Source organism: Roseateles hydrophilus, from assembly GCF_026712245.1.
GTDB lineage: Bacteria > Pseudomonadota > Gammaproteobacteria > Burkholderiales > Burkholderiaceae_C > Pelomonas > Pelomonas hydrophilus.
Genome location: NZ_JAPPUY010000004.1, coordinates 264,825 through 279,152, shown reverse-complemented (window position 1 = coordinate 279,152; position 14,328 = coordinate 264,825). Strand labels below are relative to the sequence as shown.

Annotated in this window: 13 protein-coding genes; 11 read left to right on the top strand and 2 right to left on the bottom strand. The window is 68.8% G+C overall.

Translation table 11 applies throughout. From position 1 onward, the window contains the following. Window positions 1-48 precede the first annotated feature (48 nt). From odhB to NYO99_RS16280, 4 genes are all read left to right on the top strand, one after another. Complete coding sequence (gene odhB, locus NYO99_RS16295) at window positions 49-1,305, top strand: 2-oxoglutarate dehydrogenase complex dihydrolipoyllysine-residue succinyltransferase (RefSeq protein WP_268168307.1); 1,257 nt, start codon at window positions 49-51, stop codon at window positions 1,303-1,305. A gap of 157 nt (window positions 1,306-1,462) precedes the next feature. Further along, entirely contained in the window at window positions 1,463-2,884 is a 1,422-nt protein-coding gene (lpdA, locus tag NYO99_RS16290) for a dihydrolipoyl dehydrogenase (RefSeq protein WP_268168306.1), read from the top strand. A gap of 55 nt (window positions 2,885-2,939) precedes the next feature. Beyond that, the gene (gene zapE / locus NYO99_RS16285; protein WP_268168305.1) at window positions 2,940-4,040 is read left to right on the top strand and encodes a cell division protein ZapE; all 1,101 of its coding nucleotides are present in this window, start codon (window positions 2,940-2,942) and stop codon (window positions 4,038-4,040) included. Further along, a complete protein-coding gene (locus NYO99_RS16280) occupies window positions 4,040-4,630 on the top strand; it encodes a hypothetical protein (protein WP_268168304.1) in 591 nt (196 codons plus the stop codon). Before zapE ends, NYO99_RS16280 begins: the two co-directional genes overlap by 1 nt. Here NYO99_RS16280 and NYO99_RS16275 read toward each other — a convergent pair whose 3' ends face one another. Continuing rightward, window positions 4,631-5,404 carry a PP2C family protein-serine/threonine phosphatase gene (locus tag NYO99_RS16275; RefSeq protein ID WP_268168303.1) on the bottom strand — a complete coding sequence of 258 codons (774 nt, stop codon included), beginning with the start codon at window positions 5,402-5,404 and terminating at the stop codon, window positions 4,631-4,633. It lies immediately after the preceding gene. 62 nt (window positions 5,405-5,466) lie between these two features. On the opposite strand from NYO99_RS16275, the gene NYO99_RS16270 reads away from it, so the two are divergent. Further along, complete coding sequence (locus NYO99_RS16270) at window positions 5,467-5,670, top strand: YdcH family protein (RefSeq protein WP_268168302.1); 204 nt, start codon at window positions 5,467-5,469, stop codon at window positions 5,668-5,670. After that, window positions 5,657-7,708 (top strand): DNA repair helicase YoaA, encoded by a 2,052-nt coding sequence (locus NYO99_RS16265; RefSeq protein ID WP_268168301.1) that lies wholly within the window; start codon window positions 5,657-5,659, stop codon window positions 7,706-7,708. Before NYO99_RS16270 ends, NYO99_RS16265 begins: the two co-directional genes overlap by 14 nt. A gap of 17 nt (window positions 7,709-7,725) precedes the next feature. Here the strand turns inward: NYO99_RS16265 and NYO99_RS16260 are convergent, their stop codons facing one another. Further along, window positions 7,726-8,541, bottom strand: a complete 816-nt coding sequence (locus NYO99_RS16260) for an outer membrane protein assembly factor BamD (protein ID WP_268168300.1) — start codon at window positions 8,539-8,541, stop codon at window positions 7,726-7,728. Between NYO99_RS16260 and NYO99_RS16255 the strand changes: the two genes are divergently transcribed. The 5 genes from NYO99_RS16255 (at window position 8,540) to rlmN (ending at window position 14,299) form a co-directional block, all read left to right on the top strand. Then, complete coding sequence (locus tag NYO99_RS16255) at window positions 8,540-9,592, top strand: RluA family pseudouridine synthase (RefSeq protein ID WP_268168299.1); 1,053 nt, start codon at window positions 8,540-8,542, stop codon at window positions 9,590-9,592. The genes NYO99_RS16260 and NYO99_RS16255 overlap by 2 nt on opposite strands. A 245-nt stretch (window positions 9,593-9,837) precedes the next feature. Next, entirely contained in the window at window positions 9,838-10,674 is an 837-nt protein-coding gene (gene scpB / locus NYO99_RS16250; protein ID WP_268168298.1) for an SMC-Scp complex subunit ScpB, read from the top strand. Between the two features lie 8 nt (window positions 10,675-10,682). Next, window positions 10,683-12,632, top strand: a complete 1,950-nt coding sequence (gene rluB, locus NYO99_RS16245; RefSeq protein WP_268168297.1) for a 23S rRNA pseudouridine(2605) synthase RluB — start codon at window positions 10,683-10,685, stop codon at window positions 12,630-12,632. 84 nt (window positions 12,633-12,716) lie between these two features. Beyond that, entirely contained in the window at window positions 12,717-13,145 is a 429-nt protein-coding gene (ndk, locus tag NYO99_RS16240; RefSeq protein WP_268168296.1) for a nucleoside-diphosphate kinase, read from the top strand. A 41-nt stretch (window positions 13,146-13,186) separates the two neighbouring features. Continuing rightward, window positions 13,187-14,299 (top strand): dual-specificity RNA methyltransferase RlmN, encoded by a 1,113-nt coding sequence (gene rlmN, locus NYO99_RS16235; protein WP_268168295.1) that lies wholly within the window; start codon window positions 13,187-13,189, stop codon window positions 14,297-14,299. Window positions 14,300-14,328 lie beyond the last annotated feature (29 nt).

Here is a 14,328-nt window from a genome sequence, read left to right as displayed (position 1 = left end):
TGCGCCTGCGCACCCCACACCCAAATACAAGACACGGAGCCTCACACCATGGCCATCGTTGACGTCCAAGTTCCCCAGTTCTCCGAATCCGTTTCCGAAGGCACGCTGCTGACCTGGAAGAAGAAGCCCGGCGAAGCCGTCACTGTTGACGAGACCCTCGTCGAGATCGAGACCGACAAGGTCGTGCTGGAAGTGCCCGCACCGGCCACCGGCGTGCTGACCGAGATCGGCGTGGCTGACGGCAGCACCGTCACCAGCCAGCAGCTGCTCGCCAAGATCGACACCGAAGCCAAGGCTGGCGCCGCCGCGCCCGCCGCGGCGGCCGCACCGGCTGCCGCTGCACCGGCGACCGCCGCCCCCGCTGCCACCGGCGGCAACAAGGGTGACGTGGCCATGCCCGCCGCCGCCAAGATCCTGGCCGAGAAGGGCCTGGCGGCCACCGACGTCGCCGGCTCCGGCAAGGACGGCCGCGTGACCAAGGGTGACGCGCTGGCCGCCTCGGCCAAGCCCGCCGCCGCCCCGGTGGTCGTGCCTGCGGCGCCTGCCGTCGCCAAGCCGCTGCCCAGCGTCGCCGCCCCGGCGCAAAGCCTGGCGAATCTCGGCGAGCGCCCCGAGCAGCGCGTGCCCATGACCCGCCTGCGCGCCCGCATCGCCGAGCGCCTGCTGCAGTCGCAAGCCACCAACGCCATCCTGACCACGTTCAACGAAGTGAACATGGCCCCGGTCATGGAGCTGCGCAAGAAGTTCCAGGACAGCTTCACCAAGGAGCACGGCACCAAGCTGGGCTTCATGAGCTTCTTCGTGAAGGCCGCCGTGCACGCGCTGAAGAAGTACCCGGTGTTGAACGCCTCGGTCGACGGCAACGACATCGTCTACCACGGCTACTTCGACATCGGCATCGCCGTCGGCTCGCCGCGCGGCCTGGTCGTGCCCATCCTGCGCAATGCCGACCAGATGAGCTTCGCCGACATCGAGAAGAAGATCGCCGAGTTCGGCAAGAAGGCCCAGGAAGGCAAGCTCGGCATCGACGAGATGAGCGGCGGCACCTTCTCCATCTCCAACGGCGGCACCTTCGGCTCCATGCTGTCCACGCCCATCATCAACCCGCCGCAGTCGGCCATCCTGGGCGTGCACGCCACCAAGGACCGCGCCGTGGTGGAGAACGGCCAGATCGTCATCCGCCCGATGAACTACCTGGCCATGTCCTATGACCACCGCATCATCGACGGCCGCGAAGCCGTGCTGGGCCTGGTGGCCATGAAGGATGCATTGGAAGACCCGTCGCGCCTGCTGTTCGACATCTAAGTCGGAGCTACTGCGCGGCTCCATGGTGGCGTTGCGGGGCCCGTCCTCGGCATCCTCACGTAGCGCTGCTACGTTCCGGTGCCTCGGCACCCGCGCCTTGCCCTGAAGCCGCTCGCTACGCTCCGACAGGGGCGTTCACGAAGATTTGGAGAACTGAATGACCACCAAGCAATTCGACGTCGTCGTCATCGGCGGCGGCCCCGGCGGCTACATCGCCGCCATCCGCGCGGCGCAGCTCGGCATGAACGTCGCCTGCGTCGACGAGTGGAAGAACGACAAGGGTGGCCCGGCCCCGGGCGGCACCTGCACGAACGTGGGCTGCATCCCGTCCAAGGCGCTGCTGCAGTCGTCGGAGCACTTCGACCACGCCGGCCACCACTTCGCTGAGCACGGCATCAGCCTGGACAACCTGAAGATCGACATCGCCAAGATGGTCGGCCGCAAGGACGCCGTCGTGAAGCAGAACAACGACGGCATCCTCTACCTGTTCAAGAAGAACAAGGTCACCTTCTTCCACGGCCGCGGTAGCTTCGTCGCCGCCAAGGATGGCGGTTATGAGCTCAAGGCCGGCGACGAGACCGTGTTCGCCAAGCAGGTCATCCTGGCCACGGGTTCCAACGCCCGCCAGCTGCCCGGCGCGGAGTTCGACGAGGAGCTGATCCTGTCCAACGACGGCGCGCTGCGCATCCCGGCCGTGCCGGGCAAGTTGGGCGTCATCGGCTCGGGCGTGATCGGCCTGGAGATGGGCTCGGTCTGGCGCCGCCTGGGTTCGGAGGTGACCATCCTCGAAGCCATGCCGGCCTTCCTGGCCGCGGCCGACGAAGGCGTGGCCAAGGAAGCCGCCAAGGTCTTCAAGAAGCAGGGCCTGGACATCCAGCTCAGCGTCAAGATCAGCAAGGTCACCAAGGGCAAGAAGGACGTCACCATCGCCTACACCGACGCCAAGGGCGCCGAGCAGACGCTGGTGGTCGACAAGCTGATCGTCTCGATCGGCCGCGTGCCCAACACCATCGGCCTGAACGTGGAGGCCGTGGGTCTGAAGCTCGACGAGCGCGGCGCTATTCAAGTGGACGACGAGTGCAAGACCAACCTGCCCGGCGTCTGGGCCGTGGGCGACGTCGTGCGCGGCCCGATGCTCGCGCACAAGGCTGAGGAAGAGGGTGTGGCGGTGGCCGAGCGCATGGCGGGCCAGCATGGTCACGTGAACTTCAACACCATCCCCTGGGTCATCTACACCAGCCCCGAGATCGCCTGGGTCGGCAAGACCGAGCAACAGCTCAAGGCCGAAGGCGTGGCCTACAAGGCGGGCCAGTTCCCGTTCCTGGCCAACGGCCGTGCGCGCGCACTGGGTGACACGACCGGCTTCGTCAAGTTCCTGGCCGACGCCACGACCGACGAGATCCTGGGCGTGCACATCATCGGCCCGTTCGCATCCGAGCTGATCTCGGAAGCCGTGGTGGCCATGGAGTTCAAGGCTTCGGCCGAAGACATCGCCCGCATCTGCCACGCCCACCCGTCGCTGTCCGAAGCGACCAAGGAAGCGGCGCTGGCCGTGGACAAGCGCACGCTGAACTTCTGATCGCACACCACGCGATTCGAGAAGGGGCGGCCGAACAGTCGCCCCTTTTTTTGCCATGACCACTGTCACCGAGCTTTACCAGCAGACCCTTGCCGAGCGTGGCTTCAAGGCCGACGAGGCCCAGTTGCGCGCCATCACGGCGCTGCAGCGCTGCCAGGACGATTGGGAGGCCTACAAGGCCCGCCGCAGCAATGCGGTGACCAAGCTGCTCGTCCGCCCGCCCATCCCGCGCGGCGTCTACATGTATGGCGGCGTGGGGCGTGGCAAGAGCTTCCTGATGGACTGCTTTTTCCAGGCCGTGCCGCTGACGCGCAAGACGCGCCTGCACTTCCACGAGTTCATGCGCGAGGTGCACCGCGAACTGCAGGAGCTCAAGGGCATTGCCGACCCGCTGGAAGAACTCGGCAAGCGCATCGCGCGGCGCTTCCGGCTGATCTGCTTCGACGAGTTCCACGTGGCCGACGTGACCGACGCGATGATCCTGCACCGCCTGCTGGATGCGCTGTTCCGCAACCGCGTGTCCATCGTCACCACGTCCAACTTCCACCCCGACGAGCTCTACCCCAACGGCCTGCACCGCGACCGCATCCTGCCGGCCATTGAGTTGCTGAAGGCGAACCTGGAGGTCATCAACGTCGATGCCGGCACGGATTACCGGCGCCGCACCTTGGAGGACATGAACCTCTACCTCACGCCGCTGAACGAGGCGAACGAGGCGGCGTTGACCCAGGCGTTTGACGCCCTCGCCGAGGCGCAGGACGAAGACCGCAAGCTGATGATCGAGCACCGCGCCCTGTGGGCACGGCGGCGCGCGGGCGGTGTGGTGTGGTTCGACTTCCAGACCCTGTGCGGCGGCCCGCGTTCGCAGAACGACTACCTGGAGCTGGCCAGCCAGTTCCACACCGTCATCCTGTCTGACGTGCCCGAAATGCCGGTGCGTTTGGCCAGCGAGGCGCGGCGTTTCACCTGGCTGGTGGACGTGCTCTATGACCGCCGCGTCAAGCTCATCATTTCCGCTGCCGTGCCGGCCGAGCAGCTCTACACCGAAGGGCCGTTGGCGCACGAGTTCCCGCGCACCGTGTCGCGCTTGCAGGAGATGCGCTCGGCCGAGTACCTGGCGCTGGCCCGCCGCGACGTCGACACCTCGCTGACCTGATGACACCCTTGCTTGCCCTGCTTGCGGCCGCTGCGGCGTCCGCGCCCGCCCCGACCATCTCGCCCGCCGAGCTGGCGGCGCAGCGCACCGCCATTGAGCAGCGCTTCGAGCGCGAACGGCAGGCCTGCGAGACGCGCTTCGCGGTCACACCCTGCCTGGACGAGGTGCGGGAGCGCCGCCAGGCCGCGCTGCAGCCCGTGGTGCGCCAGGAGCAGGCGCTGGCGGCGGAGCAGCGCCTCGCACGCGCGGCGGCGCAGCGCCAGCGGGTCAGTGAGCGGGAGCTGGCCGCGGCGCAGGATGAAGGTCAGCGCCGTCAGCGCCTGATCGCGGACGCGCCGCCCCCGTCGGCTTCATCGGCTGCGTCGGCTTCGCCCGTGATCCGGGCGCGCGACCCGCAGGCTGCGGAACAACGGCAGCGCCTGGCCGCCAGTCAGGCCGAGGCGCAGGCCGCCGAGCGGCGCGAGCGCGCACAGGAGCGGCAGCAGCGGGTGCGCGAGCGCCTGGCCGCGCAGCAGTCACAGCAAGACGTCCGCGCCAAGCCGGCCGCCGCGCCGCTGCCCCGTCCGGGCGCCTCGGCGGCGTCGCGCTGATCAGTCCAGGCTCTCGAGCTTGACGATGGCCAGCGACAGGTTGTCGCCGCCGCCGCGCGCGCGCTGGCGCGCTTTGCTGACGAGCAACTCCGCCGCTTCGCGCGGCGGCAGGCTGTAGAGCACGCTGCCCAGTTCCTGGGCGGTGAAGTAGTGCCACAGGCCGTCGCTGCAGCACATCAACGAGTCGCCCACCTCCAGGCCCTCGAAGCGTTCCGATGAGGAGGTCGGGTCCTGCACCGTGCCCAGGCAGGAGGTCAGCAGATTGCTCTGCGGATGGGAGCTCGCCTCGGCCTCGCTGAGCTGGCCTTCGTCAACGAGGCGCTGCACATAGGAGTGATCCATCGAGCGCTTCACGAGCCGTGCGCCGCGGAACCAGTAGATGCGCGAGTCGCCGGAATGAATCCAGTGCGCGCAGCGGTCGCTGGTGATGACGAAGCCCGCGATGGTGCTGTGCGGCTCCTCCTCGGCGGAGATGGCCGTCAGCTTGATCATCAGGTGCGCCTCGGACGTGATCTGGCCCAGCAACTCGGCTGGCGATTCGTCATCGGGCGAGTAGCGTTCGAACAGCTGGTGGGCCGTCAGGATGACCTGGTCGGCGGCCTTGCGGCCACCGCTCTTGCCGCCCATGCCATCGGCCACGATGCCCATCATGCAGCCGGCGATGCGCGGGTGGGCGATCACCGCGACCTGGTCTTGTTGGTAGGCCCGGTCGCCGCGGTGCGTGCCCGTGGCGGCACTGAGCCGGAATCCGGTGGCGGAGGAGGGAGGAGCCATGGCGAAAACTATACTGGCCCGCCCGCCCCCGACCTGCCGCGAGCCGCTCTCGTTAACCCGTCATGGATGAACAACTTCACTCGTTGACGCGGCGCCTCATCGAGCTGCGCATGGAGCACGCGGACCTCAATGCCGCGATCGACCGGCTCAGCGAGCAGGCGCCCGTAGATGAACTGGGCGTGCAGCGTCTGAAGAAGCGGCGCCTCGCGCTGCGCGACATGATTGCGCGGCTGGAAGCCGAGACGGAGCCGGATGAGCCTGCCTGATCTCGACGACTGGCTGGATGCGCTCGACCAGGCCACCCCGCCCGCCCCACCCGCCGCCGACGAACTCGCTCAGGCTGTGGAGGCTGCGTTCGATGCCGGCGGGCCGCTGGCGCAGCTGGACCGGGGCTACAAACCGCGCGAGCCGCAGCTGCAGATGAGCCGCGCCGTCGCGCGCGCGCTGAGCCGTCGCCAGGCGCTGGTGGTGGAGGCCGGCACTGGCGTGGGCAAGACCTTTGCCTACCTCGTGCCCACCTTGCTGGCGGGCAGCCGGGCCTTGATCAGCACGGCCACCAAGAGCCTGCAGGACCAGCTCTTCCTGCGCGACCTGCCGCGACTGACCCAGGCGCTGAGGATGCCGGTGCGGCTCGCGCTGCTGAAGGGCCGCAGCAGCTACCTGTGCCTGCACCGCATGAAGGAGGCGCGCGTGTCGGGCGAGTTCCCGGACCGCCGCACGGCGCTGTCGCTGGCGCGCATCGAGCGCTGGGCGCTGGGCACGGCGACGGGCGACTTCGCCGAGATCGATGGCCTGGACGAGCGCTCGCCCATCATCCCCATCGTCAGCTCCAGCCGCGAGAACTGCCTGGGGCAGGAGTGCCCGGACTGGAAGGCCTGCTATGTCGTGAAGGCGCGGCGCGAGGCGATGGAGGCCGACGTCGTCGTCGTCAACCATCATTTGTTCTTCGCCGACATGACGCTGCGCGACACCGGCGTGGCCGAGCTGCTGCCCAGTGTGGAGATCGCCATCTTCGACGAGGCCCACCAACTGGCCGAGGCCGGTGTGCAGTTCCTGGGCACCGTGCTGGGCACGGCGGCGCTGATCGACTTTGCGCGGGACCTGCTGGCCCAGGGCCTGGCCCACGCGCGCGGCGTGAACGACTGGCAGGGGCTGCATGCTGCCATCGAGAAGTCCGCGCGCGAGCTGCGGCTGGCCGCTGCCGGCGCGCTGGCCACGGCCGGGCGCGAGCTGCGTGGCACGCTGAAGCTGGGCTGGAAGGAGCGCGCCGCACAGCCGGCGTTTGGCGCCGCGCTGGCCGGCGTGGCGGCCGCCTGTGAGCAGGCGCTGGAGGCGCTGACCGGCGTGCGCGAGGCGGCGCCGGACTTCGCCCGCCTGTGCGAACGCGCCCAGCAGCTGCGCGACCTGGCCAGGCAGTTCGCCGCCGAGCCCGACCCGGGCGATGTGCGCTGGATCGACATCAGCCCGCACGCGGCGCGGCTGGTCGAGTCGCCGCTGGACATCCGCGACGCGATGCAGCAGCAGCTCGAAGGCCCGCCCAAGGCGTGGGTGTTCACGTCCGCCACGCTGGGCGATGACGAGGGGCTCACCTGGTTCACCGAGCCCGCCGGGCTGCAGGACGCCGAGATCCTGCGTGTCGGCAGCCCGTTCGACTACCCGGCGCACGCGCGGCTGTACGTGCCGCGCGGCTTCCCCAAGCCGGCTGAACCGACGCATCCGGCCAGCGTTGCGCTGCTGGCGTCCCGCCTGGCGCGGGCCCTCGGTGGCCGCACCTTCGTGCTGACGACGACGCTGCGCAACCTGCAGACCGTGGCCGACGCCTTGCGCGAGCGCTTCGAGGAGGGCGGTGACGCCATCGCCGTGCTGCAGCAGGGTGCGCTGCCGAAGCGCGTGCTGCTGCAACGCTTCATCGACAACCCGGCCTCGGTGCTGGTGGGCTCGGCCAGCTTCTGGGAAGGCATTGACGTACCGGGCGATGCGCTGCAGTGCGTTGTCATCGACAAGCTGCCGTTCCCGCCGCCCAACGACCCGCTGGTGGAGGCACGCGTGCAGCGGCTGGAGGCCGAGGGGCGCAACGCGTTTGCCGATTACTTCATTGCCGAGGCCGCCATTGCGCTGAAGCAGGGCGCCGGGCGGCTGATCCGTACCGAGACCGACCGTGGCCTGCTGGTGGTGTGCGATCCGCGCATGGCCGGCATGAACTACGGCCGCCGCCTGCGCGCCGCGCTGCCGCCGATGACGCCGGTGGCCAACGAGGCCGAGGCGCTGGCCTGGCTGCAGCTGCTCAATGAAGAACGGGCCTGACGGCCCGTTCATTCAACTCACCAGACTTTCCACCACGGTTTCTTCTTCTTGCCGCTGTTGGAGGCGTACTGGCTGTCGGGGAAGTTCTTGTCCAGCACGCGGCGCGCGTCGTCACGCAGCTGCGTGAGTCCCAGCTTGTCGTAGCTCTCACTCATGATGTAGAGCGCTTCCTCGATGCCAGGGGCATTCTGGAATTCGGCCACGGCCGATTGCGCGCGGTTGGCCGCGGCCACGTAGGCCTTGCGGTTGAAGTAGTAGCGCGCGACGTGCACCTCGTAGGCCGCCAGGGTGTTGGAGATGAAGTTGGCGCGGGTCTGCGCGTCGGGCGTGTACTTGGACTCGGGGAACTGCTCGATCAGCTGGCGGAAGGCCAGCAGTGCCTCGCGCGAGGCCTGCTGGTCGCGCTCGGAGACGTCCTGGTTGGCGAGGCGGCCGAACAGGCCCAGGTCTTCGTTGAAGTTGACGATGCCCTTCATGTAGATCGCGTAGTCCAGCGCCGGGCTGGACGGGTTGAGCTTGATGAAGCGGTCCAGCGTGGACACCGCCTGCGCGCGCTCAGCCGTCTTGTAGTAAGCCCAGGCCAGGTCCAGCGTCGCCTGCTGGCCCATGGGCGTGCCAGCGGCCCGGCCCTCGATGCGCTCCAGCGTCTTGATCGCGCGGTCGTAGCTGCCGGCGTTCAGGTCGTCCTTGGCGTCTGCATACAATTTGTCGAGCGCGGCCTGGGAGTTCGGGTCGTCCTTGGCCGTGGAGCCGCAGCCGCTGAGCGCGAGCGCGAAGGCCATCAGCACGGTGCCGGCGACGATGCGGCCGGCCTTGAATTTCTCAACAAACATGTCTGAAGTCGACGGCGGTGCTGCCGGCTGGTCACGGGGAACAATGGACGCGGAGTATAGGGCGGGGGGTCTGACAGACCCGGAAGACGACGGCGCGGACGATGCCCCGGAGCGGCGCAGCGCCGAAGTCGACGCGTCCGGCCATGGGGAGCGGCTGGATCGCTGGCTGACCGGGCTGGCGCCGGAGTTCTCGCGCAACCACCTGCAGGCGCTCATCGAGCGTGGCTGCGTGACGGCCGACGGGCGCCCGCTGGCCAAGCCGGCGCTCAAGCTGCGCGCCGGTCAGCGCGTGGACATCGAGCTGCAGCCCACCGACGAGAGTCGCGCCTTCCGACCCGAGGCGATGGCGCTGAACGTGGTGTACGAGGACGAGCACCTGGCCGTCATCGACAAGCCGGTGGGGCTGGTGGTGCACCCGGCGCCCGGCAACTGGTCGGGCACGCTGATGAACGGGCTGCTCGCGCGCCACCCGGCTGCCGCCACGCTGCCGCGCGCCGGCATCGTGCACCGGCTGGACAAGGACACCAGCGGGCTGATGGTGGTCGGCAAGACGCTCGAGGCCGTCACGGCGCTGAGCCGCCAGATCGCCGCCCGCGAGGTGCACCGCGAGTACCTGGCGCTGGCGTGGGGGCGTGTCGAGGAGCCGTTCGTCGTTGAGAAGGCGATGCGCCGCGACCCGGTGTCGCGCGTGAAGATGGCCATCGCGCCCGCCAACCTCGGCAAGCCGGCACGCACCGACGTGTTTCCGCTGGGCGTGGGTGAGGTGCAGGTCAACGGGCAGGCGCGGCCCGTCAGCGCCGTGCATTGCGTGCTGCACACCGGCCGCACCCACCAGATCCGCGTGCACCTGATGCACAGCGGCCACCCGCTGCTGGCCGACACGTTGTACGGCGGCGTGCCAGCGCTGGGCATGACCCGCCAGGCCCTGCATGCGGCCCGGCTGTCGTTCGCACACCCGATCACCGCCGAGGCGCTGAGCCTGCGCTCGGCACTGCCGTCGGACATGGCGTTGGCCTGGGCCGCGGTGGGCGCTGGCGACCTGTCCGATTGACATGGCTACAATGCAGCCCGGTTGTCGCGCCACAGCGCCGTGCCGAGCAGGCGCGATGTGCAGCGGGATTGCAGTCCGCCCGCAAGCCGCCAACCCCATTCGCCGATCTGTCCGTGCCCTGAAGGCCGGCTGCGGCGCACCGTGCAAGACCTGACCCGTCCACCTGACGAGCGCTCTGGACAGAGCGCCCAGGCCCCAAGTGCCATCGCCAGAGCTCTACCCATTGAGGGTGCGAAGTTGAGTTCATGAATACCCAGGATGCCAAGCGCGTCCTTGAAACCGCGCTGATCTGTGCCTCGCAGCCGCTGACGTTGCGCGAGATGCGCAGCCTATTCGCCGATGAGCTGGGCGCTGACACGCTGCGCGGGCTGCTCGACGAGCTGAGCCGCGACTGGGACGGGAAGGGCGTGGAGCTGGTGGCACTGGCCTCGGGCTGGCGCTTCCAGAGCCGGCCCGAGCTGCGCGAATACCTGGACCGGCTGCACCCCGAGAAGCCACCGCGCTACTCGCGCGCCGTGCTGGAGACGCTGGCCATCATTGCGTACCGCCAGCCGGTCACGCGCGGCGACATCGAGGACATCCGTGGTGTCGTGGTGGCCAGCCAGATCATCAAGCAGTTGGAAGACCGCGGCTGGATTGACGCCATCGGCCACCGCGAGACGCCTGGCCGGCCGGCGCTGTATGCGACGACCAAGGCCTTCCTTGACGACCTGGGCCTGGCCAGCCTGGAGCAGTTGCCCGCGCTGGACGTCGGCAGTGCGCCACCGGCCTTCGAGGCGCTGCAAGGGCAACTGCTGGATGAGGTCGACGAGGCGCCGGCTGAGCCGGTGGCGGTGGACGCCACCGTTGCGGCGCTGACGACCGACGACCTGCCAGTGGTCAGCGTGGACGACACCGAGCCGGCGCCTGAGTCCGCGGCAGCGCTGGCTGCCCAGGTGTTGCCCGAGGTTTTGCACGCCGCGGCACAGCCTCCGGTGGCTGCCGAGCTGCCGATTGCATCCACCAGCCTGTTTGGCGCTGACGGCACGCCCGCCTTGCCGACTCCCGATCCCACCGACACGCCCCCGCAACCCCTGCACTGAATCACCGAATGAACGACGCTGCTGATCAAGACAAGCCCCTGTCCCCCATTGCCGACGCCGAGGCGCCAGCAGCGCCCAAGCGCCGCCGCACGACGGCCAAGGCCGCCGCGGAGGTGGCGCCAGATGCTGCGCCCGAAGGCGCAGAGGCCGCCGTGCCGGTGAAGCGCACGCGGCGCAAGGCGGAGTCGGCTGCGGCTGAGGCCGCGGCTGGGGTGGTGCCCGAGGCCGTGGCCGAAGAGCCTTCCGCAGCGCCTGCGCGCAAACGTGCGCCGCGCAAGACGGCGGCAGCGGCTGAGCCGGTCGTCGAGGTGGCGCCCGCGCAAGCACCGCTGTTCACGCTGGCGGCCGAGGCACCGGTGGTGGCGGGCGAGACGCCGGCGAGCGAGGGGAGCGACGACGGCGGCGAGGGTGGTGGCGATGGTGATGAAGGTGAGCGCAGTGGCCGCGGTCGCAACCGGCGCCGCAACCGCAAGGAGCGGGGCGAGCGCGCGGCGGCGGACGGCGCGGCTGTGCAGGCCACTGGCGGCAGCGAGCCGCCGGCGCCAGCGCTGACGCACGAGCTTGTCGAAGCCGCTGGTGCGCGCTTCGCCGACGTGCTGTCGGGCAATCTGGATGCCGAATCCGAAGGTCCCGTCGGCGAGTTGCCCCAGCTGCGCCCAGAGCTGGAGGAGTCCGAGGCCGTCGACGGCGAGGGCAAGCGCGTGCTCGCGCCGGACGCCGATGCGCCCAAGCTGCAGAAGGTGCTGGCGCAGTCCGGCATCGGGTCGCGCCGCGACATCGAGGAGTGGATTGCCGAGGGCAAGATCGAGGTGAATGGCGAGGTCGCCCATGTCGGCCAGCGCATCTCGTTCGGGGACCGTGTGCGCGTCAATGGCAAGGAAGTGCGCGTGCGCATCTCGCCGCCCAACCCGCGCATCCTGGCCTATCACAAGCCCACCGGCGAGGTGTCGACCTTCAACGACCCCGAGGGCCGCCCGACCGTGTTCCGCTCGCTGCCCCGCGTGCAGGGCCAGAAGTGGCAGTCCGTCGGTCGCCTGGACATCAACACCGAAGGCTTGCTGTTGTTCACCAACTCGGGTGAGCTGGCCAACCAGCTGATGCATCCGCGCTTCGGCGTGGAGCGCGAGTACGCGGCGCGTGTGCTGGGCTCGCTGAGTGATGAGCAGCGTGCCAAGCTGCTGGAGGGCGTCAGCGTCGACGGCCAGACGGCCGCGTTCAAGGCGATCGAGGACGGCGGCGGCGAAGGCGCCAACCGCTGGTACCGCGTCACCATCACCGAAGGCCGCAACCGCGAGGTGCGCAAGCTGTTCGAGGCAGTGGGCATGGTCGTCAGCCGGCTGATCCGCATCCGCTATGGCACGGTCGTACTGCCGCGTGGTCTCAAGCGCGGTGTCTGGGTGGAGTTGGGCGACGACGATGTGCGCGTCATCCGCCGCCTGGCCGGCCACACGTCCAACAACGGCCAGGCGCAGCCGCAGGGCCAAGGCCGTGGGCAGCAGCAGCCGCAGCAGGGAGGCAAGGGCGGCGAACGCAACAAGCGTCGATCCGACGACCGCCACAGCGGCGTTGGCCCGCGCCCCAGCCGGCCGCCCGAGCCGCAGCAGCCGCGCCCGCCGCGCGAGGAGCGCGTGCGCCGCGATGATGATGAGGACGATGACGACTTCATCCCTCATCACATCAACCCGCTGGAGCAGACTTTCGACCGTCGTCACGCATCCGGCGGCAAGCGCGGCATTCCGCAGGGCTTCGGCGCTGGCGGCAGTCAGCAGCGTGACCGGCCTGCCCGGGGCGGCAACAAGGGCGGCGGCCCGCGTGAGCCCGATCCCATGCAGACCTCGGTGGGCTACATCGGCGGCGATGCCTACCTGCGTCGCGGCGGTGGCGGCGGCGGCAATCGTGGCGGCGGCAAGGGCGGCGGCGGCCGTTCGGGCGGCGGCTTTGGCGGGCGCAACCGCTGAGTGCAGGGGGTGACCCACAACTAGGGTCATCCCGCAGAGCTACAATCGCAGGCTTTGTCCAATACATCCCATCAGGAGAACACCATGGCGATCGAAACCACCCTGTCCATCATCAAGCCCGATGCCGTGGCGAAGAACGTCATCGGCCAGATCTACGCTCGCTTCGAGGCCGCTGGCCTGAAGATCGTGGCGGCCAAGATGGTGCACCTGTCGCGCGGCGAAGCCGAGCAGTTCTACGCCGTCCACAAGGCCCGCCCCTTCTTCAACGACCTGGTCAACTTCATGATCAGCGGCCCGGTGATGATCCAGGCCCTGCAAGGCGAAGGCGCCATCCTGAAGAACCGTGACCTGATGGGCGCGACCGACCCGAAGAAGGCCGAGAAGGGCACCATCCGTGCTGACTTTGCTGACAGCATCGACGCCAACGCCGTGCACGGCTCCGACGCCGCCGAAACGGCCGCCGTCGAAGTGGCGTTCTTCTTCCCCGGCATGAACGTCTACGCTGCCAAGTAAACCCCCAACGGGGTCGGGAGACCCCGGCCCAGGAAGTTCGTATGGACGCGGTCAACCTGCTCGGTTTTGATCTGCCAGGCCTGGCCGCCTACTGCGAGCAACTGGGCGAAAAGAAGTTCCGTGCGACCCAGCTGTTCCGCTGGGTCCACCAAAAGGGCGCGTCGGACTTCGATCAGATGTCCGACCTCGCCAAGTCCCTGCGCGACAAGCTCAAGGGCCGTGCGCACATCACCGCGCTGCCGGTGATTTCCGAGCATGTGTCCGCCGACGGCACCATCAAGTGGCTGTTCGATGTCGGTGCCGGCAACGCGGTCGAGGCTGTCTTCATTCCTGAAGACGACCGCGGCACGTTGTGCATCTCCAGCCAGGCCGGTTGTGCGGTTGGCTGCCGTTTCTGCTCGACCGGGCACCAGGGCTTCAGCCGCAACCTGACGACGGCCGAGATCACGGCCCAGCTGTGGTTTGCCGAGCATTCGCTGCGCAAGCGCCTCAACACCGATGAGCGCGTCATCTCCAACGTCGTGATGATGGGCATGGGCGAGCCGCTGCAGAACTACGATCAGCTCGTGCCTTCGCTGAAGACGATGCTGGACGACCATGGCTACGGCCTGAGTCGCCGCCGCGTGACGGTGTCGACTTCGGGTGTTGTGCCCATGATCGACCGGCTGCGCAAGGACTGCCCCGTCGCGCTGGCTGTCAGCCTGCACGCGCCCACCGACCCGCTGCGCGACCAGCTCGTGCCGCTGAACAAGAAGTACCCGATCGCCGAGTTGCTGGATGCCTGCAACCGCTATCTGGAAAAGGCGCCGCGCGACTTCATCACCTTCGAGTACTGCATGCTGCAGGAGGTGAACGACTCGCCCGAGCAGGCGCGTGAGCTGGTGCGGCTGGTGAAGCACCACGTCAACTGCAAGATCAACCTGATCCCGTTCAACCCTTTCCCGGCGTCGGGCCTGATCCGCAGCACGAATGCGCGCGTGCAGGCCTTCGCCGAGGTGTTGATCCAGGCCGGCATCGTGACCACCGTGCGCAAGACGCGCGGCGACGACATCGACGCCGCCTGCGGTCAGCTGGCCGGTGAGGTGCAGGACCGCACCCGCGCGCATATCCGCATGGTCAGGGCCCCCGTGACGGTGGCCAAATCCACGCCGTGACACGCTGGGTGTCCTACCACGAGGATTTG

Excerpts from the sequence above, each read along its gene's own strand:
- rluB (WP_268168297.1), top strand. The coding sequence starts at position 10,683 with ATGAACGACGCTGCTGATCAAGACAAGCCCCTGTCCCCCATTGCCGAC.
- scpB (WP_268168298.1), top strand. The coding sequence starts at position 9,838 with ATGAATACCCAGGATGCCAAGCGCGTCCTTGAAACCGCGCTGATCTGT.
- NYO99_RS16265 (WP_268168301.1), top strand. The coding sequence starts at position 5,657 with ATGAGCCTGCCTGATCTCGACGACTGGCTGGATGCGCTCGACCAGGCC.
- NYO99_RS16280 (WP_268168304.1), top strand. The coding sequence starts at position 4,040 with ATGACACCCTTGCTTGCCCTGCTTGCGGCCGCTGCGGCGTCCGCGCCC.
- zapE (WP_268168305.1), top strand. The coding sequence starts at position 2,940 with ATGACCACTGTCACCGAGCTTTACCAGCAGACCCTTGCCGAGCGTGGC.
- ndk (WP_268168296.1), top strand. The coding sequence starts at position 12,717 with ATGGCGATCGAAACCACCCTGTCCATCATCAAGCCCGATGCCGTGGCG.
- NYO99_RS16260 (WP_268168300.1), bottom strand. The coding sequence starts at position 8,541 with ATGTTTGTTGAGAAATTCAAGGCCGGCCGCATCGTCGCCGGCACCGTG.
- NYO99_RS16275 (WP_268168303.1), bottom strand. The coding sequence starts at position 5,404 with ATGGCTCCTCCCTCCTCCGCCACCGGATTCCGGCTCAGTGCCGCCACG.
- lpdA (WP_268168306.1), top strand. The coding sequence starts at position 1,463 with ATGACCACCAAGCAATTCGACGTCGTCGTCATCGGCGGCGGCCCCGGC.
- rlmN (WP_268168295.1), top strand. The coding sequence starts at position 13,187 with ATGGACGCGGTCAACCTGCTCGGTTTTGATCTGCCAGGCCTGGCCGCC.
- NYO99_RS16270 (WP_268168302.1), top strand. The coding sequence starts at position 5,467 with ATGGATGAACAACTTCACTCGTTGACGCGGCGCCTCATCGAGCTGCGC.
- NYO99_RS16255 (WP_268168299.1), top strand. The coding sequence starts at position 8,540 with ATGTCTGAAGTCGACGGCGGTGCTGCCGGCTGGTCACGGGGAACAATG.
- odhB (WP_268168307.1), top strand. The coding sequence starts at position 49 with ATGGCCATCGTTGACGTCCAAGTTCCCCAGTTCTCCGAATCCGTTTCC.